This window comes from Homoserinimonas sp. A447, from assembly GCF_054489325.1.
Genome location: NZ_JBTMWW010000001.1, coordinates 1,438,340 through 1,457,165, shown reverse-complemented (window position 1 = coordinate 1,457,165; position 18,826 = coordinate 1,438,340). Strand labels below are relative to the sequence as shown.

General features: G+C 63.0%; 18 protein-coding genes and 1 pseudogene. 15 read left to right on the top strand and 4 right to left on the bottom strand.

All coding sequences use genetic code 11. The features are described 5' to 3' along the window. Positions 1–38 precede the first annotated feature (38 nt). From argF to ACX3O0_RS07055, 9 genes and pseudogenes are all read left to right on the top strand, one after another. Positions 39–1,055, top strand: coding sequence for an ornithine carbamoyltransferase (argF, locus tag ACX3O0_RS07095; protein ID WP_459108459.1), 1,017 nt, complete (start codon positions 39–41; stop codon positions 1,053–1,055). After that, on the top strand, positions 1,048–2,469 hold the full coding sequence (gene argH, locus ACX3O0_RS07090) for an argininosuccinate lyase (RefSeq protein ID WP_459107264.1): 1,422 nt from the start codon (positions 1,048–1,050) through the stop codon (positions 2,467–2,469). Before argF ends, argH begins: the two co-directional genes overlap by 8 nt. Positions 2,470–2,476: 7 nt before the next feature. Continuing rightward, positions 2,477–2,710 (top strand): annotated as a pseudogene (locus tag ACX3O0_RS07085) (DNA-3-methyladenine glycosylase); the annotation flags it as partial. A gap of 46 nt (positions 2,711–2,756) precedes the next feature. Then, positions 2,757–3,353 (top strand): DNA-3-methyladenine glycosylase, encoded by a 597-nt coding sequence (locus ACX3O0_RS07080; protein ID WP_459107263.1) that lies wholly within the window; start codon positions 2,757–2,759, stop codon positions 3,351–3,353. A 163-nt stretch (positions 3,354–3,516) separates the two neighbouring features. Continuing rightward, entirely contained in the window at positions 3,517–3,747 is a 231-nt protein-coding gene (locus ACX3O0_RS07075) for a hypothetical protein (RefSeq protein ID WP_459107262.1), read from the top strand. Then, entirely contained in the window at positions 3,748–4,236 is a 489-nt protein-coding gene (locus ACX3O0_RS07070) for a hypothetical protein (RefSeq protein ID WP_459107261.1), read from the top strand. It begins immediately after the preceding gene. A gap of 297 nt (positions 4,237–4,533) precedes the next feature. Continuing rightward, positions 4,534–5,130, top strand: coding sequence for a hypothetical protein (locus ACX3O0_RS07065; RefSeq protein ID WP_459107260.1), 597 nt, complete (start codon positions 4,534–4,536; stop codon positions 5,128–5,130). Next, on the top strand, positions 5,127–5,747 hold the full coding sequence (locus ACX3O0_RS07060) for an RES family NAD+ phosphorylase (RefSeq protein ID WP_459107259.1): 621 nt from the start codon (positions 5,127–5,129) through the stop codon (positions 5,745–5,747). The genes ACX3O0_RS07065 and ACX3O0_RS07060 overlap by 4 nt, the downstream gene beginning before the upstream one ends. 653 nt (positions 5,748–6,400) lie before the next feature. After that, positions 6,401–6,619, top strand: a complete 219-nt coding sequence (locus ACX3O0_RS07055) for a hypothetical protein (RefSeq protein WP_459107258.1) — start codon at positions 6,401–6,403, stop codon at positions 6,617–6,619. 37 nt (positions 6,620–6,656) lie between these two features. On the opposite strand, the gene ACX3O0_RS07050 is transcribed toward ACX3O0_RS07055, so the two are convergent. Beyond that, a complete protein-coding gene (locus ACX3O0_RS07050) occupies positions 6,657–6,995 on the bottom strand; it encodes a helix-turn-helix transcriptional regulator (protein ID WP_459107257.1) in 339 nt (112 codons plus the stop codon). 217 nt (positions 6,996–7,212) lie between these two features. Here ACX3O0_RS07050 and ACX3O0_RS07045 point away from each other — a divergent pair, with 217 nt between their 5' ends. The 3 genes from ACX3O0_RS07045 (at position 7,213) to ACX3O0_RS07035 (ending at position 9,129) form a co-directional block, all read left to right on the top strand. Further along, positions 7,213–7,347, top strand: coding sequence for a hypothetical protein (locus ACX3O0_RS07045; protein ID WP_459107256.1), 135 nt, complete (start codon positions 7,213–7,215; stop codon positions 7,345–7,347). Positions 7,348–7,445: 98 nt separating this feature from the next. Next, positions 7,446–8,225 (top strand): hypothetical protein, encoded by a 780-nt coding sequence (locus ACX3O0_RS07040; RefSeq protein WP_459107255.1) that lies wholly within the window; start codon positions 7,446–7,448, stop codon positions 8,223–8,225. 130 nt (positions 8,226–8,355) lie between these two features. Further along, positions 8,356–9,129: a hypothetical protein gene (locus tag ACX3O0_RS07035; RefSeq protein ID WP_459107254.1), complete on the top strand. Its 774-nt coding sequence runs from the start codon at positions 8,356–8,358 to the stop codon at positions 9,127–9,129. Positions 9,130–9,181: 52 nt separating this feature from the next. Here ACX3O0_RS07035 and ACX3O0_RS07030 read toward each other — a convergent pair whose 3' ends face one another. Next, positions 9,182–9,796: a GIY-YIG nuclease family protein gene (locus tag ACX3O0_RS07030; RefSeq protein ID WP_459107253.1), complete on the bottom strand. Its 615-nt coding sequence runs from the start codon at positions 9,794–9,796 to the stop codon at positions 9,182–9,184. Positions 9,797–9,931: 135 nt separating this feature from the next. On the opposite strand from ACX3O0_RS07030, the gene ACX3O0_RS07025 reads away from it, so the two are divergent. Further along, entirely contained in the window at positions 9,932–11,368 is a 1,437-nt protein-coding gene (locus ACX3O0_RS07025) for a competence protein CoiA family protein (RefSeq protein WP_459107252.1), read from the top strand. 70 nt (positions 11,369–11,438) lie between these two features. On the opposite strand, the gene ACX3O0_RS07020 is transcribed toward ACX3O0_RS07025, so the two are convergent. Then, positions 11,439–12,740, bottom strand: coding sequence for a hypothetical protein (locus ACX3O0_RS07020; protein WP_459107251.1), 1,302 nt, complete (start codon positions 12,738–12,740; stop codon positions 11,439–11,441). Between the two features lie 1,187 nt (positions 12,741–13,927). On the opposite strand from ACX3O0_RS07020, the gene ACX3O0_RS07015 reads away from it, so the two are divergent. Both ACX3O0_RS07015 and ACX3O0_RS07010 read left to right on the top strand, forming a co-directional pair. Then, positions 13,928–17,101 (top strand): toprim domain-containing protein, encoded by a 3,174-nt coding sequence (locus tag ACX3O0_RS07015; RefSeq protein WP_459107250.1) that lies wholly within the window; start codon positions 13,928–13,930, stop codon positions 17,099–17,101. A gap of 570 nt (positions 17,102–17,671) precedes the next feature. Further along, entirely contained in the window at positions 17,672–18,313 is a 642-nt protein-coding gene (locus ACX3O0_RS07010; protein WP_459107249.1) for a hypothetical protein, read from the top strand. A 114-nt stretch (positions 18,314–18,427) separates the two neighbouring features. On the opposite strand, the gene ACX3O0_RS07005 is transcribed toward ACX3O0_RS07010, so the two are convergent. Next, on the bottom strand, positions 18,428–18,715 hold the full coding sequence (locus tag ACX3O0_RS07005; RefSeq protein ID WP_459107248.1) for a helix-turn-helix transcriptional regulator: 288 nt from the start codon (positions 18,713–18,715) through the stop codon (positions 18,428–18,430). Positions 18,716–18,826 lie beyond the last annotated feature (111 nt).

Below are 18,826 nucleotides of genomic sequence, written 5' to 3'. Positions count from 1 at the left end.
CAAACACAGGGAAAACGAACACAGTGAAAACAAACACCGTGACCCGGCACTTCCTTCGGGACGACGACCTCACCCAGGCAGAGCAGACCGAGATCCTCGAGTTGGCTACGGAGCTGAAGGCCGACCGCTTCTCACAGAAGCCACTCGCCGGGCCACAGACGGTTGCCGTCATCTTCGACAAGTCGTCCACGCGCACCCGGGTGTCCTTCGCCACCGGGATTGCCGACCTCGGCGGGGTTCCACTGATCTTCGGCATCGAGAGCAGTCAGCTCGGCGGCAAGGAGACCCCGTCGGACACGGCGCGGGTGCTCGAGCGCCAGGTCGCGGCCATCGTCTGGCGTACCTTCGCACAGAGCGGGCTCGAGGAGATGGCGGCAGGCACCACGGTGCCCGTCATCAACGCGTTGTCCGACGACTTCCACCCGTGCCAGCTGCTCGCCGACCTGCTCACCATCCGGGAGCACCGTGGAACGCTCGCCGGGCTCACCGTCGCATTCCTCGGGGATGGCGCCTGCAACATGGCGCAGTCCTACCTGCTCGCCGGTGCGACCGCGGGGATGCACGTGCGGGTCGCGTCGCCGGAAGGCTACGCACCGACGGAGGCCGTCATCGCCTCGGCAAGGAAGGCCGCCGAGAAGACCGGCGCATCCGTCACGCTCTACACAGACCCGGTGAAGGCGGTTTCCGGGGCGGATGTCGTCGTCACCGACACCTGGGTGTCGATGGGCAAGGAGTCGGAGAAGGCCGAACGCGTCGCCCTGCTCGGCGAGTACCAGGTCAACCAGCAATTGATGTCGCTGGCCAACCCCGGCGCGCTGTTCCTGCATTGCCTGCCCGCCGACCGCGGGTTCGAGGTCACGGCAGACGTCATCGACGGGCCGCAGAGTGTTATCTGGGATGAGGCGGAGAACCGCCTTCACGCCCAGAAGGCCCTCCTGCTCTGGCTCCTGGAGAAGAGCGGGTCGAGCGAGCGGAGCGAGGCCTGTGCTGAGCTTGTCGAAGTATCGAGACCAGTCGAGCTTGCCGAGACAGGACAAGAATCAACACATGAGTGACTCCAACCACACCACCAACGCCGGCTCCCTTTGGGGCGCACGTTTCTCCGGCGGTCCGTCTCCCGAGCTCGCCAGGCTCAGCAAGTCGACGCACTTCGACTGGCAACTGGCGCCGTACGACATCGCCGGCTCCCGCGCCCACGCGACAGCGCTGGCGGCCGCCGGCTACCTGACCGGCGAGGAACAGGAGCGGATGCTCGCAGCGCTGAACACCCTCGCCGCGGCTATCGACGATGGCAGTATCACGGCCGAGGAGTCCGACGAGGATGTCCACGGGGCGCTGGAGCGGCACCTGATCGCCATCGCCGGCGCGGAACTGGGTGGAAAGCTGCGGGCCGGCCGCAGCCGCAACGACCAGATTGCCACGCTCATCCGCCTCTACCTGCTCGACCATGCGTCGACGATCGGTCACCTGGTGGTTGACCTGATCGACGCGATCGCCGCCCAGGCTGATGCGCATCCGAACGCTGCAATGCCGGGCCGCACGCACCTTCAGCACGCCCAACCGGTGCTGTTGTCCCATCATCTTCTCGCCCACGCCTGGCCGCTGGTGCGGGATCTCGAACGGCTGCGTGATTGGCGTGGTCGGGCCTCGCTGTCGCCGTACGGCGCTGGTGCGCTGGCCGGCAGCTCGCTCGGCCTCGACCCGGAACTGGTGGCAGCCGACCTGGGCCTCAGCGGTGTCACCGAGAACTCGATCGACGCGACGGCCAGCCGCGACGTGGTCGCTGAGTTCGCCTTCATCGCCTCGATGATCGGCATCAATCTTTCTCGCCTGGCCGAAGAGCTCATCATCTGGAACACCCGCGAGTTCGGCTACGTGACCCTGGATGACGGCTACTCGACCGGATCATCGATCATGCCGCAGAAGAAGAATCCCGACATCGCTGAGCTCGCTCGCGGGAAGTCCGGTCGGCTCGTCGGTAACCTGACCGGCCTCCTGACCACGCTGAAGGGCCTCCCGCTGGCTTACAACCGCGACCTCCAGGAGGACAAGGAGCCGGTCTTCGACTCGGTGGAGACCCTGGAAGTGCTCCTTCCCGCCTTCACCGGCATGGTGGCAACGCTCAGGTTCAATGTCGAACGGATGGCCGAATTGGCGCCGCAGGGCTTTTCGCTGGCCACTGACGTGGCGGAATGGCTCGTCACCCAGCGGGTCCCGTTCCGCCAGGCGCACGAGATCAGCGGTGCGCTGGTCTCGTTCTGTGAGGCCAACGGGCTGGAACTGCACGAGCCGAGTGACGAACAACTCGCCCAGGTCTCACCGCTACTCACGCCTGACGTGCGTTCGGTGCTGACGGTGGCCGGGTCCATTGCGTCCCGAACCGGGGCAGGCGGTACCGCCCCGGAGCGCGTGAGTGAGCAGCTCGCTGCGCTCACCGAACGGGTTCGCGTCCTGGTCCAGGGGCAGTAGGGCCGGCATGTCGTTCGATCGTGACTTCCTGGCGCGTTCTCCCCTGGAGGTGGCCCCGCGCATCCTTGGTTCAACTCTCACCGCTGACTCGCCGGAGGGCCGGGTGGCCATTCGAATCACCGAGGTCGAGGCGTATCTCGGGGCGCAGGATCCGGGCTCGCACGCCTTCCGCGGCAAGACGAACCGGAACGCGGTGATGTTCGGCGAGCCCGGGCACCTGTACACGTATTTCACCTACGGCAAGGAGATGCGTCAAATGCCAACGTTGGATCCGAAGGCGCATCCCTTTGTTTGACAGGGGTCTGCTGGGTCAATCCGCCCTGGAGGTGGCACCGCTTCTTCTTGGTGCGGTCCTATCCTGTGAGGGCGTGTCGGTACGGCTCACAGAGGTCGAAGCGTATCTGGGCGCGGATGATCCCGGATCGCACGCGTACCGTGGACGGACCACGCGAAACAGCGTCATGTTCGGCGAGGCTGGGCACCTCTACTGCTATTTCACGTACGGAATGCACACTTGCTCGAACGTGGTGACAGGGCCAGAGGGAACCGCCCAGGGCGTGCTCATGCGTGCTGGTGAGGTTGTCGAAGGGGTGGAGATCGCGCGGGCGCGGCGGGTCACCAGTCGGAGTGATCACGACCTGGCGCGCGGACCGGCGCGGTTAACCGTGGCGCTTGGAATCCAACTGGATGATCTCGGGCAGGATCTCGAGTCAGGGCGCGTGCGGCTGGAGTTGCCAGCGTCATCGGAGCCGTTCGAGACAGGACCCCGCACGGGGGTATCCGGTGCCGGGGGTGGGTCAGACTACCCGTGGCGGTTCTGGGTGCCCGGAGAGCATTCGGTGTCGCCGTACAAGGCGCACGTTCCGAAGAAGCGTCAGGCGTAAGCGCCGGCGAACACCGTGCGGATCGCGGCCAGCTGGTCGGCCGTCGCGGGTGGCGCTTTGTCGACTTCACGCTCGATATGGGCGAGGACGGCGGGGGTGAGGATACTCATGCCCGGGACCTATGCAAGGTGTCCCGCGAGGTGGTCAGGTGTACTTTGATCCAATGAGCCACACCCCGACACTGCTCGAAGCTGCCGCTGATGGCACTGCGATCTCATCCGCCCAAATCATCGAGGAGTTCCCATGGGCTGCAGCACTGAGCCAGTCTGATCTCAACGCGTTCGCGACAGAGATCCTTGGCCTGATGCGAGGTTGGCGGGCTACCGCTCAGGCCTACGCCGAGGGCCTCGTGGGGCAGCCGATCGAATGGCTGGACGATGGAGGAGAGTCATAGGTGGACCCGAAGAAGTTTGTGTACCGGAATGCGGTGACCTACGAAGTGCCAGGCTCACTGGCAGATCTCACAGGTCCATCCACCGGTGTGATCAACTTGCCCAGAATCATCTACTGGGGACCAGAAGAGACCGTCGACCTAGCCGACCCGGTGGATATCCGGCGGATGTATCAGGCACTCGTACGGATGGGGACTGTGGCCCAGCAAGTGGAGTGGCTGAACCGAGACAGCCTCATCGAGGCGTGGCCAGACCTGGTCCTCCCCGCACGCTGTATTTCACATTGGGAGGATTCATTCCCCGAGCTGCAGCGGGCCCGCCACACTGTCAACAACCAGCAGACCGAAATTCGTGAGGTCGTCGGGGCCCGCCACGACGCCGACTCGGACATACTCGACGGACAGCACCCGACCTGCCCACATGGCTACCATCACCCCGGTTGGCCACATGCGCACTCCGACGGGTGCGACACGGCATGCTGCTCGTACTAGCTGGCTGGGACGAGTGACGCTGGCAACTGGAGTGACGCGTCTGTCGACCGCTTCGAAAAGCTCGGCAGGATGCGCTGGAGGCCCATCGGCTACCTCGTTCGCGGCTCTCTTCGCTCAACCGCACTGGCCTACACCCAAGCGGTGAATACCTCGTTTCGTAACCCGTCCACCGAACCTGGACTGCTTTGTCGCCCAGGCGATCGCCTCGGTCAGCGTGAGCCCTTTTCGGCATCGGGTGCCGGCCCCTATCCCACGAACCCCACAGTATGCTCGGGTTGTAGGAAACGAGGCCCGTAGATGACTGTGAAAAATAAAGCGACAAAGCAGCTAGAGGACCAGTTGCACCCAGACCTCGCCAAAGCCCTTCGCGAGATGACGAAATCTGAGCCCGGTCAACTAGCCGAGTTCCAGATGTACATCGCCAAACAAGTGCGCAGCATTGCCAGCGCGGACAACTTCAGGCGAGTACTGGAGCGCTCAGCGGTTCCAGTGAGGCCGGAGATCGCTTTGGCTCTGGCACAGACTGAGCAGTTCTGGCGCGATATTGAGGCGGAGTTCGGACTGCTTACCAGTACTCAAGTCGCTGAGATGGTGGGTTCCAAGGCCGGTCGATCCTACGCCTCCGACGCGCGGAAAGCAGGCAGGCTCATCGCGGTAGAGCGCCTGAACAAGTTTCTCTACCCAGGGTTTCAGTTCGACGGGGGTGCGGTTCGTCCTGTCGTCAAGCAGCTGACCCAGATCGCCGCGAACCACGAAGTCTCCGAGAAAGACCTCATCTACTGGCTGTGCTCCTCGCGGACGCACTTCGCTGACCAGGGCCGGCCGGTGGATCACCTAAATGATCCAGAAGCTGTGGCTGACGCAGCAGTGAGAACTTGGGGAGCAGACTGGTGACAGTTCCGACCTCGCCGTCGCCTTTCACGGCACGGACAAGGGTCCTCTCTATCGGGACGACGATCTACCGGGTTCACTCGAACCGGTTCGAGCCGAACGAGGACAACCCGGGGCCGAGCGCCCCCACCAGGTTCGCGTTCATCGGCGCCCCGCCCGTTCCTGTCTTCTACACGGCAGGCGACGAGGAAGCCGCCCTCGCCGAAAGCATCCTCCATGACCTGCCGAAGGCTGGAGGTGCGCTCGAATCGAAAACTTACAGAAACAGATCTTGCTCCCGGCTCGTGGTCGGCCGGGAGTTGTCCCTGGCATCCCTGGTAAGCGTCGACGACCGGGCACTCGGGGTCGCCGCCGCCGACGCCTGCTCCACCGGAGCCGACGCCTACCCGGAAACAGTCCGTTGGGCTGAAGCAGCACACACCGCAGGATTTGACGGACTCGTCTACCCATCGACTAAAGCTAGCGCCCGCGAAGCGCACGTACTATTCGGTGACCGGGTCGACCGTTCTGATCTCAGCGTCGACACGTCGTACTGGTGGTCCTTCGATGACGTCGACGGCATCGCCAAGCTGATCACACTGGCCGGGCAACTCCGGGTCCAGATCCGGCTGCCTTTCTAAATCACGCACGCCCTCAGCCGGCAACCGGTGATGGCCTCCAAATAAAGGAGCCAAGTTCTGCCCTGTCGGCGGTCGGTGCAAAGATCAAGCATGCATCGACAGGACCTGATGGAACTCGGCCGTGAAGTCCTTGACGGTGTGCGTTGCGCTTTGGCCGGGGTGCTCTTTCACGTCCGTCTCGGTCCTGCGGAGCCTGTGGTCGAGATTATGGCCGGAATGGGCGTGCAGGGTGTCATCACGATCCGAACCGCGGGGGAGACCGTCATCCGAATCACCGATGACAGCAACCGGTGGCGAAGGCCGATGGCTCGTCGATGGCGAGGAGCCGGCTCTGCCGAGTCGTCGTTTGATTGGCCAGGACGAGCAGAGATGCAGAGAGGGTTCACCTTTACTTTGGGAGAGTCAGGTTGGCTGGAGGGCGCTGATGGGTCCTTCGGTCAAGGCTCAAGGTGGGTCACTAGTGAGGTACGGAGCCTGACTGTGCGTCGGGTGGTGTGCCTAAAATGCGGCCGACCGTTCCTCTTCCGTGGTTCGTGCTGGCGCCGGCATCCCGAAGAGCCGCTATGGTCTGCCAGTATGTGAGCATGTCAGGGGAGCCGAGATCAGAGCCAGCCGCTCTCTCAATTGAGATCGCGGCCAGCATTCGCGAACGAATGGCTCGGCAACGAATCGCCAAGGTGACGCTGGCCGACATGACGGGCATCTCCCTCCGACAGTTGGCGCGGCTCCTCGCGGCGGAGAGACGCATGGGCGTTGAGCAGTTCGTCGACATTTGCCATGCGCTAGGCATGAGTGCCCCAGCGGTTCTCGCCCTCGCAGAGACGACCGTCCGTGATCGACGCGACGAGAAGCAGCCCTTGGCACCGAGCTGACAGCGGCGGGAGCATTACCTCTTCCGCCTGCGTCGGCTTAGAAATCGAGGTCGACGGCTGGATCGCTTCGCGGGCGGTAGACGCGGGATGGCATGAGTGCGAGCTTCGCGGCACCGAGGCGGCGCTCAGCAATGACATCTGACCGGTCTCCAAATAGCGGGACGCCCACGGTGACTGCAAGGTTCAGAGCGTTCCCCAGCGACACGGCGGAGGAGCCTTTCTCCATAGCGGTGACAGTACGGGCTGAGACACCTGCGCGGTCAGCCAACTCCGCAGCAGTCCATTTGCGCTCATGGCGGGCGAGCCGCACCTGCTGGCCAAGGATCGCTGCGGCATCAGCGGCTGCGCGGCTCAGTTGAATCTGTTGACGTCCCATGAACGGGGCCTTCTTACTTTACGAGTATAAGCGACCTACCCGCAAAGTATAACGTCGGATCGGCCGCACCGCGCTTGTAGCGGGCCTATCTTGCCATCGGCGCTCCCCAGGCGCGCCGATGGCCTCAAGGATGGATTCCGGCTTATCGCGCGTAACCACGTCTTGGCCTCTCGGGAACTCCCTATCGTCGCGCGCTCGGCGCGCTTAGAACCACCACATGGATGATGACCGGCTCGAAGCGTTCCTTGAGGATCTCGAAATCGCGAAGCTCGTGCGTGAACGCACCGCTGCTGGTCCTGCCACCCCGCTTGAGCCGCTGATGGAGCAGTTCGGGATCACGCTGGCCAACTGACCTAACGCCGTCGCCGCGTCCCTTGGAGCGGCGAGGTGTTGTGAGGTGTATTGTCCGTGCACGGGACAGCCGTGCCCGCCTCGTGGGATATTTGTCGGGTGACCGATCCCGCGCTGCCGTCTGACGTCGAAATGCGTGCCTTCTTGCTCCGGTTCATTCAGGACGCGAGGCATCGAGAGTTGATTACAGTCCCGACCGACAACGAGCGCGAGTTTCTTGTGCTGTTTGGGTTAGTGCAAAGGGTTAGGCGGCTCGCGCAGGCCTACCTCCGACTAGACAGTGCGGGGTTTGGCAACGAGGCGAGCGCCCTAGTCCGCGCGGCGCTCGAGCATGCTGTGACCGCGCAGTGGGCTTACCTCACTCCTGGCGGTGTCGATCGGCTGCACGTCACGCTCGCACGAGCCCAGGCTGACCTCGCCAGCGGCATGACCAGCTACTCAAAGGACCCCGAATGGGTCACTCGTGAGCGGCAACTCCGCGACGCCATCCCTCCCGGCCCGGGGCTTCCGAAGTTCACCGGCACGGATGGCATCATGGCCGCGCTCGACTCCATTAGCTTTCTCGCCGTGAGCTATCGAGTGCTTTCCCAGGTCGGGCACGTGACCCATCAAGCACCACTGGACTTCATTGTCGAGACGGAAGGGGTCGTGCGCCTCCGAAAACAACCCGAGGCTGAAAACCACGCCGAGGTGATGTACGCGCTCACCGGGTTCTGCATGTTGGTCGCTTGGCTGCACGCCAGGCTTGAGGGCGACGACGCCGAGGTAATTCGGCTAAAGGAAATGTCCGTGCGGCTGCACGTTCCGTGGCGTCTCGACACGCACCTCACCGACGACCGACGACGCTTTCCAGGCGAGGACACGAACCCCGAAACCTGACACCTGACTTCCCGCGACTCCACCGAGCGGAGACATCGCCCGAACTATCGTGCTCCTCGGGAGGTCAGTGCGAAGGACGGTCTGAGTCAGCGTCCGAATCTTCCTCGTTGCTCATCGGTATCCTTGGATCGTGACTGCTGACGACTGGCTCAGGCTCTGGTGGCTGCCTCTTGGCGTCGTAGTCGTGGGCGGGTTGGTTCTGGCTGGTGTTTTAGCGGTCTTCAGTGACACCGTGCGAAAGAAGTTCTGGCGCCCGATCCTGCGTCCGTTCCGTTGGCTGGCGACCGTGCGCCCAACGACAACAGGGAAGCAACGCGCATCTCGGGACGAGCTCGTTGCCGCCCGCGCTGACGCCGTGCGCATTAGTGGAACGGCCGTCGAGGAGATTGTCCGACTCCAGAGGGACACAGAGAGTGACCGCAACCTTGCGGCAGCTAATCTTGCAGCGGCGCGCGAAGAGGTCGAGGCGCTGAACACGCTTGTTTCTCAGCGGGTCGCCGCCGCTGACCTTGATGCCTATCAGCGGGGGTACGCTGCCGGCCTGGCCGAAGGCCGCGAGGAGATACAGGCACGCATTGACGCTGAGCGCAGCGTGCCGCTACCGCGACCTGCGTGGAGGATCGACGCCGTACGTTCGAACGATGTGTACACGTTGAGCAACACACAGCCCGGCGTCGTCGTTCGCGACCTATCAATGGAAGCGCCGCTCGGTGATTTTCAGTTCAATGGACCGAAGTATTGGCCCGGTGAGTTCGAGGAGAATATCGAGTTCGAGGGCGAGCGCATGCGCAACGGCAAGTCGTTCGGCGTCAAGTTCGTCCTGCGGTGGTCCGACGCCAACGGAGACAGGCAGCTCGGAGAAGCCTGGATGGACAAAGAGCCACGCAGGGGCGTAGTGCTCTAGAACGATTGACCGTGCTGCGCACCATCTCGCCTGCGCGCAAAGATATTCGACTTCAGGTATTGAACACTTCGGCGAGGTTCGCCCGTTCACGTGCCTCGCGTGCGAGCAGCGCCCGAAGGGCTTTCAGCTGGTGTCGGCTTGTGGGGGCTTTGTGGATGTTGACTGGCGGATCCCAATGGCGGATGACCTGGGTCTCAATATCTCTGAGCGCAAGATCTGTAATGGCGGGCTTCTCCCAGATGGCGAGTTCCAAGTTCTCGGCCATCCAGGCTGTGAGGTTGCGGTCTCCATCGCCGACGAGGCCGTAACTGGCGAAGTCAGCTGGTTTCTCCGGATTCCTGGCCTGCGATTTCAGGTGCAGTTCGGCACGGAGGAGGGCAGCAAACGAGCGGCGCACCGTCGACGAACCGGTGGCAGGTTTGCGGGTAGCGGTCGCGTTAAAATGAGTGAATACCTCGCGCCCGAGAAGGTCGTCTTCGGACTTGCCGACATAGAGAGGCCCATCATCCACGCTGGAGGTCACGCCCAGGGTTGTCCACACAGCTTCAGGCGCGTAGATCGCATACAGACCCGGCTTCGACGGCACGATGGCCGGGGCATAGGCAATACAGAACTTGCGGCCAGACAAGCTGGCGATCGCGGCGTCGAATAGGGCGTCCACATCCATGCCCGGAGGCTAACCGATCTCATCAAGAATTTGTGAGGGTTCCGATTCGTTTTCGCCAACCCGTTGGCGACCGGGTCCGGGCTTCGTCGCACAGACCGCTGAGGGAATGTCATGGCTGGCCGGTAGCATCCGAACATGACCCACACAGTCGAAGAGATCCAACAGTTCCGACGCGGTGAGCGCCGGCACCTGTTCGCTGCATACCGGGACGGCCGGCAGGACCTTTACTTCATTGAGAACGGCACCGCGGAGGCCATCCGCGATTTCACGAGGACGGCACTGAAATGCGCGGTTGCGGACTGTGCTGACGCGGACCTTATCGTGATCGCCCGAAGAACGAAGCGGCAAGGGTTTGCGCACAAGACCAACGGTGCCGGCAACCACGGACCAGAGTCCGAGTTCCACATCGCTGCGAAAGGGGTTATCCAGCGCTGGGCGGCCGCGCAGGACGCCACAGTTGTGGCCAGGCTGGAGCGAGACCCTGACGGGACCCGGGCGCGGCGCACCGACATCCTTGTCGAGTGGCCAGACGGCTCTCAGGTCGCGTTCGAGCCACAGTACTCGAACGTCACCATCGACAACTGGACTGAGCGTCACGACTGGTACGAGAAGAATCGGATTCCGGACGTCTGGCTGTTTGGGCATGGCGGCAGTCAGCTCAGAACTTCCGGCGCCGAAGGCATCGTGAAGTTGAACGCTGTGCAACTCGCCGCGTCCCGCACCAGGCCGATACTGTGGATTAACCCGCAGCAGGAGCAGGTGGCGACGATCGATGTGTCGGTGATGCGGCGCTGGAACGGCACGGAACCGATCCGCGGCCGGCTGCTGCTGATCCCGGTCGACGAGTGTGAGCTCACCAAGGAAGGGCTCACCCATCCCGACATCGACCGCTGCCATGCTCAGTTGACTGAACTGATCCGAGAGACAGAGAAACGAAGGGCTACTCTTGTCGAAGAGGCTGAGAAGCCGGCGTCGGAGGAGTTCTCCTGGGCGGAAACGGCGCCGACCATCCCGATCAACGCCGCGGTGCAGCAGAACGCGTGGGACAAAGCACTGAAGGCCCAGCCAAAGTCAACCTCTACAGCGTCTCGTGGCGCGTTGCACATGTCGGAGCGGCGCGACAGTGGGAGCGCAGGAGCGTGGCCGGACTCAGCCGAGTCTCGGAACCGCGCTCACGAGGCTGGACTCCGATGGCTCGAGACTCCGAATGGCCAAGCTATGACCATGCGGCTCGGTGGTGTCTGGCCCGCCGGGCTTCCAATGTGGCCGGTCCTTCTCCCTTTGCCGACCCACCAGTGGCAGGGATTAATCTACGAACGGTTCGTGCTGACTTGTCCGCCAGGCACGCTTATGAATGAGGAAGCGGTGATCAGCGAACTCCTGACGGAGTTCGCGGGGGAGGAGCTGCCAGGAGCCGCACCGCTGGATCTCCGAACGCTCCGCTGGGCGGTCAAGGAATGGCACCAGCACGCTGCCGGCGTCCTCATCAAACGGCTCGGGTACTACGGGTTCACCCGGTTCCGGGACGACGAGACGCCGCCGCTGCTGCCGCCGACTCAGCTGCGGCCGTAAAAAACAGACCCCGGGACGGCCGGTCGCGGTGAAGGTGGCTCGTCGGTTCAAGCTCGATGTGCGGCAATGTTTAGAACACGATCCGCAGCCGTTCCGGCAGAGTGACCTTGCCGACAGCACCACGGGGCTGGCCGGCGACACCAGTGCCCGCTCGGTATGCTCGGGCTGGGGTGGGTTGCGGGATTCGTAATCCTTCGCGCTGCGCTGGGGTGCCGATCAGGTGCGTGTGGTCGCCCTTCCGGAACCAGAACGGGGTTGCACCAAGCAGCGCCTGATTCTGCAGCACCGCGATCGGGTTGAAGGTGCGCCAGGGCTCGAACGGATACTCGTTCAGCAGCGACCGAGACACCCACTTGCCGGCACCGTGCACCTCAGGTTTCAACGCGAAGTCGCACCGCAGCTCGAAGAACTCCTTCGACATGAGGTGGCGGCCGGGGAACCATTTGTCCCAGGAGACGACACCGATCCGCGCCGCGGCCGAGTCCCGGCCGGTGCCCGGAAACTCACGGAGTACTTCCGCGATCGCCGTTATCAACTCAGAGCGGGGGTCGCGGCCGGTGCGGAGTCGTTCCGGGTGGGGGGCGGCGACGAAGGCCACAACGAGTCCGGAAGTTTCGAGTGGCCGTTCGGAGAGTAGCTTGGCCCATCGGCGAACCTTTTCCTTGAGTGCCTTCGATGCCGATGCGGTGACCTCAAGGACGATACGCATTCCGTCTGGGCGGATAAGTACACCATCCGCACGCCGGTTGTCGGGTCTGCTCAGCCTCTTGCCAAGCCCGGATCCAGCGAGGAGGTCGACGCTGGCCAGCTTCTCGCCGAGGGTACCGGCGATGTGCAAGTGCTCCGTGGCGCGCAGTGCGAGCTCTGCGGCGAGAACGTTGTGGCGATCGTGTTGACCACCGGTCGCCCACGGATAGCCGGCGGTCACTTGAACACGCTCTGGCCACGTCAAGGTCGGAGCGATCAGACGCTTGTACGCGTCGGTGGCGCTGGGCCGGAACAGGGAGCGTCCGTCGAAGCCGGGCTGTGCTGTTAGCGCGGCCGGGAAAGTTGCGATGTCGATGACGCCGAGACTGAACGATGCAGCCACCATTTTGGTGGTTGGTGTATCAAGGGCATCGCATCCGGTGAAGGCAGCAGCCTGCTGTGCGGTGACCGTGCGCCAGGAGTCCAGAACGCCCCAGAAGGCGAGGCGTTCCCGTCGATTTCGTGGGGACGTGAGAACCTCTATGGCTTCCTTTTCGTTGAGGAGAAACCTGCGGTTCACCCGGGCGCCATCGATCTCTGCCCGCCGCTCCAGCGACGCCCGCGTCGACCAATGTGCCTGCGCTCCCGGGGCCCACAAACCGTCCCAGTACGGGTCGCGCCGCATCGCGGTGGTGGAGTGAATCGAGCCATTACGCGTGGGGACTTTCGAGGCATGAACAGCAGGCATAGGGCGGGCGCTCGAGGATGGTCCTCGGCGGGTTGCTGCAAGACTCGGGACAGCCTTGGGCACACAATCCTCATGCACCGTCGAAGGGGGAAGTGAGGACTCCTGAGTGCCGGTGGGTGCGGCGGCATCCTGAGCAGAGCCGGGAGAGAGACGAGGACTTTGATCGGTCATATAACCCAGCATGCGTAGATTCGGGCGACCTCCGGCGGTTCGCCGAAGCTTCGGGATATACGGCCACTTAGGAACATGGACCGAGGTTCCAGAGATGCCGTAAATCCCCTGAGGAGATGGGAAGGGGAGAGTTGCGTCTTCCCTACAAAAACAGACCTTCCACGGTGGACAACCAGGCGACGCCAGTCTGGAGCATCCTGCCTTGGCCCCGTCTCCCTCGGCCGGTCTGATTCCGCCAACGGTTGGGAGACGGACCCCGCGCTTTCGCATCGCAGCACCCTGTTCTTGAGAGGCCGACCCGTTCAGGCTGATAGTCGCTGGCGACACACAAGGTCGTGCGGAGAGCATCGAGTCTGATGCGTCGAGCGCTGACCCATCACCGCTGAGCTGTCATCAGGTGGTACTACCACTGACGATGTCGCGCACGGTCAGCCTGACCGTTCCGTCACCGTCACGGTCGCCGAGCCCCTGAGACGTGCCGTTGACTGGTGGCGCGCTTTGCGATTCGAGAATGCTCTCGCGAGGTGCACTGTCCCGCGACCTCGCACTAGCGACGCCTTCGAAGGTTGAGTCCCGGCCGGGCTTGGGCGGCAGTGGTCACCACCAGGGAAGAGTCCACTGTCGAGAGGGTGTCGCGCTGCGCAGCGGCACTGCACTTCTAGTAGTACCCCTCTTAGTAGCACCCTGTTGCCACTTGCTTGATGTTAACGATTCGAATGGAGTGTGTCAGCGGCTACCGCCGACTCGACCGCGGCATGGGTCGGTCATCGCCGGGTGCTCCGCCCAAGCTGGCAGGAGCCGGAAAGGGCGCACTCGAAGCCTGTATTTGACTGCCGGGTTTCGAAACTCCCACCTCCTCAAACATTGCGCATAGGTCTCACGGCGAGGGATCGACACCAGTCGATCCTCTACACGCCGACCACTCGCTTCGTGCAGTGGCAGAGAGGGACAAATTGTCCAACCAAGAATCAGCACAGGACCACGACTCGGACGAGGCTGCTCGTGCACCGCGGCCCGATGAGCCGGTGAACCCAATCGCCGGTCCAGCTGAGGTGACGCGCGCAGAGCCGGAGCTGGACGCGGCCAACACCGCTTCGGCTGTTCCGCTCCTGGAACCGGCTGTGGAGGTCGACCTGCCCCCGTTCGTGGCAGCCGACTATTCCGCCTTCATCACCGGGTCCGGCGCGGAGAAGCTCGCTGACTCCGGGGTGGCTCCGCTGGTAGCAGCCGCCCGCGGCTACAAGAGGCTCGACTCGTCGAACTTCGCCCCGGAGATGCGCCTGATGGGAGTGCAGGGCGCAACCAAGCAGGGCATGCGGCTGAAGCGAATCTTGAACGGTCGAGGCAACGGCATGCAGATGCCGTGGTACTCCCTGGCCGACATTCAGGACGCCGACAAGACCGGTGAGCCGGCGATCCCGTTCACCTTCCAGGTGCGCCCCGGCCGGCCAGAGAACAACGACTATGGCAAGCCCGTGAAGTACGAGTTCATCGCCGGCAGCGGTACGCCCCTCGATGCCCACCCAACCGTGCCGGCCTCCTGGATCGACACAACACCGGTCGTGATGATCACAGAAGGCCTTCTCAAGGGAGACTCCGCTCTCACCGCCTACCTGCACAAGTACGGTGCCACCTGGGCGGAACTCAGCGACGGCAGCGAAGGCGCAAGCGAGCGCCTCCTCCAGCTGCTGAGGAACATCCCGGAAGCCGAGCGCATCCTCATCGTCTCCATCGCCGGGATCAACAACACCGGACAGAACCCGGCAGACTGGCGGCACATCAAGCTCCGGGGACGTGAAGCATGGATCGCCTTCGACGCTGACCTCGACTCGAACATCCACGTCTGGAGAGCGGCGGCAAAGCTGTGGGAGAACCTCGAGGCCCGGGAGAACGTCGACCGGGTCCGACTGTTGTCACCCATGGTGGCTCTGAGCGCCGGAATCGAGAAGGCCGGCATCGACGACTTCCTCGCCAAGGTCGGCACCTGGGATGATCTGCTCGAGCACATGACCAGCGGGCTCCCCGACGCGCCCGTCGTCCACGCAGAAGACATCCCCGGCGCCTGGCGGATCTCTAAGGACGGTCTGTCCACCGAGGAGTGCGTTCCGATCAAGGGCGGCCCGAACGGCGAAGTCACCGCCTACCACTGGAAAAGGGTGCTGAACTTCGGCGGTCGCATCTCAATCAGCGAACAGCGCCGCCAGCCCACCGACGACGAACTGCGCACCGGAGAGTTCGACAACAACGTCCGTGCCCATGAGATCGAAGACACCCAAACCGAGGTCGAAATCGCCTGGCTCAACGCCGACGGCCGGGTGGAAACAGCGACGATCACCGGACCGGAGAGCGTGGTCTTGAACGAGTTTCCCCGAGAGTGGGCCCGTAAGAGTGAGGTCAGCATCCCATCGGCAGTATTCCACCTCCCGGAATGGCCACCAACCAACAGGGACGCTGAGAAGTGGCTGAAGGCAATGAAAAGCCACCGCGACGACGAAATCGTCAAGCGCACCCGCTGGATGCAGATGGGATGGGTGCCGGTACCGGGAGGCCACCCCGTGTTCCTCATCGGCGACCAGGTCGTCGGCGATGCCGCTGGGGGCGCTGCTATCGGAGGAGTCGATAACCGCGAGCTGAACGTGGCTTCGAAGTACGGTGTCGGGGAGAAGCTCCCAGTCGGCGACTACGACGACCCGAAGTACCGGGAGAAGGTCCGGGTGGATCTCGAGGCTGTCCTCGACGCGTACGTCCGAAACAAGCCGTTCACGGAAGCGTCAACCACCGCGCTCATCCTCGGCGGGGCGCTCCGCCCGGTCGTGCCACTCCGCCCGAAGGCGACCATCTTCCTGTGGGGCCCGAAGGGCTCTGGTAAGAGCTTCGGCGCGCAGCGGATGATGGCGTTCTGGGCACGGAACAAGCACTGCTGGGTTGACCAGCTGCCCGGCTCCGCAAAGGACACGATCACCTTCATCGAGCACTGTGTCGCACGCACCCCGATCTGGGTCGCAGATGACATGGCGCCGTCCGCGGTGAAGGCTCAGGCTGAGGCTGAGAACGCGAAGCTTGCTGACCTGACTCGGAACATCTTCAACAACGCCGCTAAGGGTCGCATGAACGCGAACATGACCTCCCGGAAGTCGAACAAGCCGATCGCACAGTTCGTGATCACAGCGGAGCACACCCTCACCACCCCGTCTGTGAAGGAACGTCTGATCCCGGCGTTCCTCGGCCCGGGCAAGCTGAACGAGTCGCGCGAACCAACGGATGAGCTGGAGCGGATCGCGTTCGAGGATGGCACCCCCGCACGCCTGACCGCGCACCTGATCAAGTACGTGATCTACACCTCAAGCCGCATGGATGGCGGATGGCTGGCCTACATCGAAGAGATGCAGGACCGGGTCCTCAGCACCCAGAACAAGGTCCAAATCATGATGAAGGAACTGGGCACCCCGCCCGGATCTCTGAAGCGTGTCTCCAGCCTCGCTGCGGACATCATCCTCAGCATCTCACTCCTGCACAAGCTCGCGATCACGGTCGGAGCGGACGCGAAGACCATATCGATGCTGACCGACAAGGGCCTGGTGAAAGACCTCGTCGACGGCGTCCACAACGCCCATATGGACAACCAGCAGTACTCTCCGGGACGCTCCACGCTGCGTGCCGTCGCAGCCCTCCTGGAGTCCGGTCGCGCCCACGTCATCAACGCTGCGGCGCCGTTGATCCCACCAGTGACCGACGACTTGTCGGAGAACACCCTGATCAACATGTCGCTCGGTTGGGTGAAGAACACCGGCATCGAGGGCGGGCTGAAGCCGAACGGAGAGTGCATCGGCCGGGTGGTCAACTCACCCAAGTTCGGGCACGTAATCCTGTTCTACCCCGTGGCATTCAACGCCGCCCAGGACGCTTACCCGGAGATGATCCAGCACGGTCAGCAGCAGACAGGCGCCTGGAACAGCGTCTGGGACGAAGGGCTCACGCCGGAGGGACTCACGCGGCGCACGCCAGAAGGCAAACCCGCGCTCAACACCTGGAGATTTCAGGAAGTATCTGGCGTTCCTGTCGCCGTCAAGGACCTGCTGAAGCAGGGCGACGAGACCAGCGACGACCTCGGCGACGACCAGAACTGAACTGAGCTGACCGGCGGGCTTCCCGCGCTCGGAAATCCACCGCCTTTCCACCCGTTTCCCTTCCGTTTCTACCGGCAGGTGGATTGCTGCAGCCCCGCCAATGCTGGGATGTGGGCACCTCGAAGCGTCATTTCAACCATTTCGACCAACAAAAGCACTCCTACATAGGAAGACAAGACAGTGTCACGTCAGTAGACACACACTCACTGAGTCTTTATGTAAGTAGTAGAAAAGTTGGTTGAAATGGTTGAAATAGGTATTCCACTAACCTTGCTTGCCTTTATTCGATTGGGATATCGCCATCCACCAGTTGGTGGAAACCTTCGATGCCGCGGTTGAAACCGGTGGAAATCGGGGAGGAGGGAACAGCGCTAGGGGCTTCATCGAGTCCTGACATCGTTGCCGGGGCCGGAAAGCTCTTTCAGGTAGACGGCGACACACTCTCGCCACGGCTCCGGTGACAGTTCAAGTGTGAACATCCATGAAACCCCATCAACCTCAACATTCGGCCCGAAAGACTGGGTTCAACGCTGGGCGATCGCACTAACCACTCCTCTCTACTCCCTGCGCATGCGCAAAGAGATCGACACGGAGATGCGCACCTTCGCCCGGCGAATGCCCGAGTACCACTCCGTCCTGATGGCCGGCCTACTCCACGATGTCATTTCAACCCTCGACGACGACGACCCGTTCCGGCGCATGAACCGCGACAGCACCGGCGCCATCCGCACCCCCGGAGGGGAAGCGTTCGGGTCCTGGCACAACGCAACCGACATGATGCCTGCATCCCATTCCGACATCGGACGTGACATCTCCCTCGCACCGATGACGGAGCCGCTCTCGGACGAGTCCGTGGAGATCTTCTTTCGCGCGTCCCACTCTTGGGAGCGAACCCGCGACTACTTGGAAGTGCTGAGCCTCCGAAACAAGACCGAGGACCTCCACCAGGACGTCTTCGAGGCAGCTGAAGACGCCACCCGGTGGGCACTGTTGCGCCGCCAGGCATACGCGCTGGACGGTGACGGTTTCTTCCCGTTAGCGGCGAAGACCTGGGCAGACCGGACCACCAAGATCGTCAACGGTGTGCCGTTCGATGAGGCTCGGATGATTCGCCTTCGCACCGGTGCCGCTGCTGCCGGGGGCCAGTACAAGGCGCTAACAAATTCAGCTCGCTCGTGCGTGTGTGATGACACGGAGTGCGCCGACCATTGATTAGCAATCGACCGCAAGTAGCAACCCGTGCGGAAGCTGAGTTCCAGTCGAGCGTGGCGCGCCTCTCAGTGTTCATGGTTGGTCTACGTGATGCACGACTCGGAGGTTCGGCTTCTACCTGGATCGATAGCGCTCCGGATGCGTCTTCTTGGCGAGCCTGAGTAGTTCCATTGGCGACGGGCCTTCCTCGGGCAGGAGTTGGAGAAGCAGGTCGAGACGGTCGAGCGCTCTCAGAACTGCAATAAGCGTGTGCAACCTTGATCCGGAGCCGAGCTCAAGCCCTTGGACTGCGGAGCGCGAGAGGTTGGCTCGCTCAGCCAGCTGCGCTTGGGTGAACTCGTTTTCGATGCGCAGCTGCCTGAGCGTCTCGCCAATGGACGCTTCCCACTCTGAGGTCCTCATTCGAGGGATTGGAATTCCAGTCATTATCCGTCTATCTTGCCCTATTGAGTGGAAATGCAGGCATGATCCCGCGTATCGCGTCGTGCCTCGCGGACTACCGCATGCTATCTC

Excerpts from the sequence above, each read along its gene's own strand:
- ACX3O0_RS07075 (WP_459107262.1), top strand. The coding sequence starts at position 3,517 with ATGAGCCACACCCCGACACTGCTCGAAGCTGCCGCTGATGGCACTGCG.
- ACX3O0_RS07030 (WP_459107253.1), bottom strand. The coding sequence starts at position 9,796 with ATGGATGTGGACGCCCTATTCGACGCCGCGATCGCCAGCTTGTCTGGC.
- ACX3O0_RS07025 (WP_459107252.1), top strand. The coding sequence starts at position 9,932 with ATGACCCACACAGTCGAAGAGATCCAACAGTTCCGACGCGGTGAGCGC.
- ACX3O0_RS07065 (WP_459107260.1), top strand. The coding sequence starts at position 4,534 with ATGACTGTGAAAAATAAAGCGACAAAGCAGCTAGAGGACCAGTTGCAC.
- ACX3O0_RS07050 (WP_459107257.1), bottom strand. The coding sequence starts at position 6,995 with ATGGGACGTCAACAGATTCAACTGAGCCGCGCAGCCGCTGATGCCGCA.
- ACX3O0_RS07005 (WP_459107248.1), bottom strand. The coding sequence starts at position 18,715 with ATGAGGACCTCAGAGTGGGAAGCGTCCATTGGCGAGACGCTCAGGCAG.
- ACX3O0_RS07045 (WP_459107256.1), top strand. The coding sequence starts at position 7,213 with ATGGATGATGACCGGCTCGAAGCGTTCCTTGAGGATCTCGAAATCGCG.
- ACX3O0_RS07055 (WP_459107258.1), top strand. The coding sequence starts at position 6,401 with ATGGCTCGGCAACGAATCGCCAAGGTGACGCTGGCCGACATGACGGGC.
- ACX3O0_RS07010 (WP_459107249.1), top strand. The coding sequence starts at position 17,672 with ATGCGCAAAGAGATCGACACGGAGATGCGCACCTTCGCCCGGCGAATG.
- ACX3O0_RS07020 (WP_459107251.1), bottom strand. The coding sequence starts at position 12,740 with ATGCGGCGCGACCCGTACTGGGACGGTTTGTGGGCCCCGGGAGCGCAG.
- argH (WP_459107264.1), top strand. The coding sequence starts at position 1,048 with ATGAGTGACTCCAACCACACCACCAACGCCGGCTCCCTTTGGGGCGCA.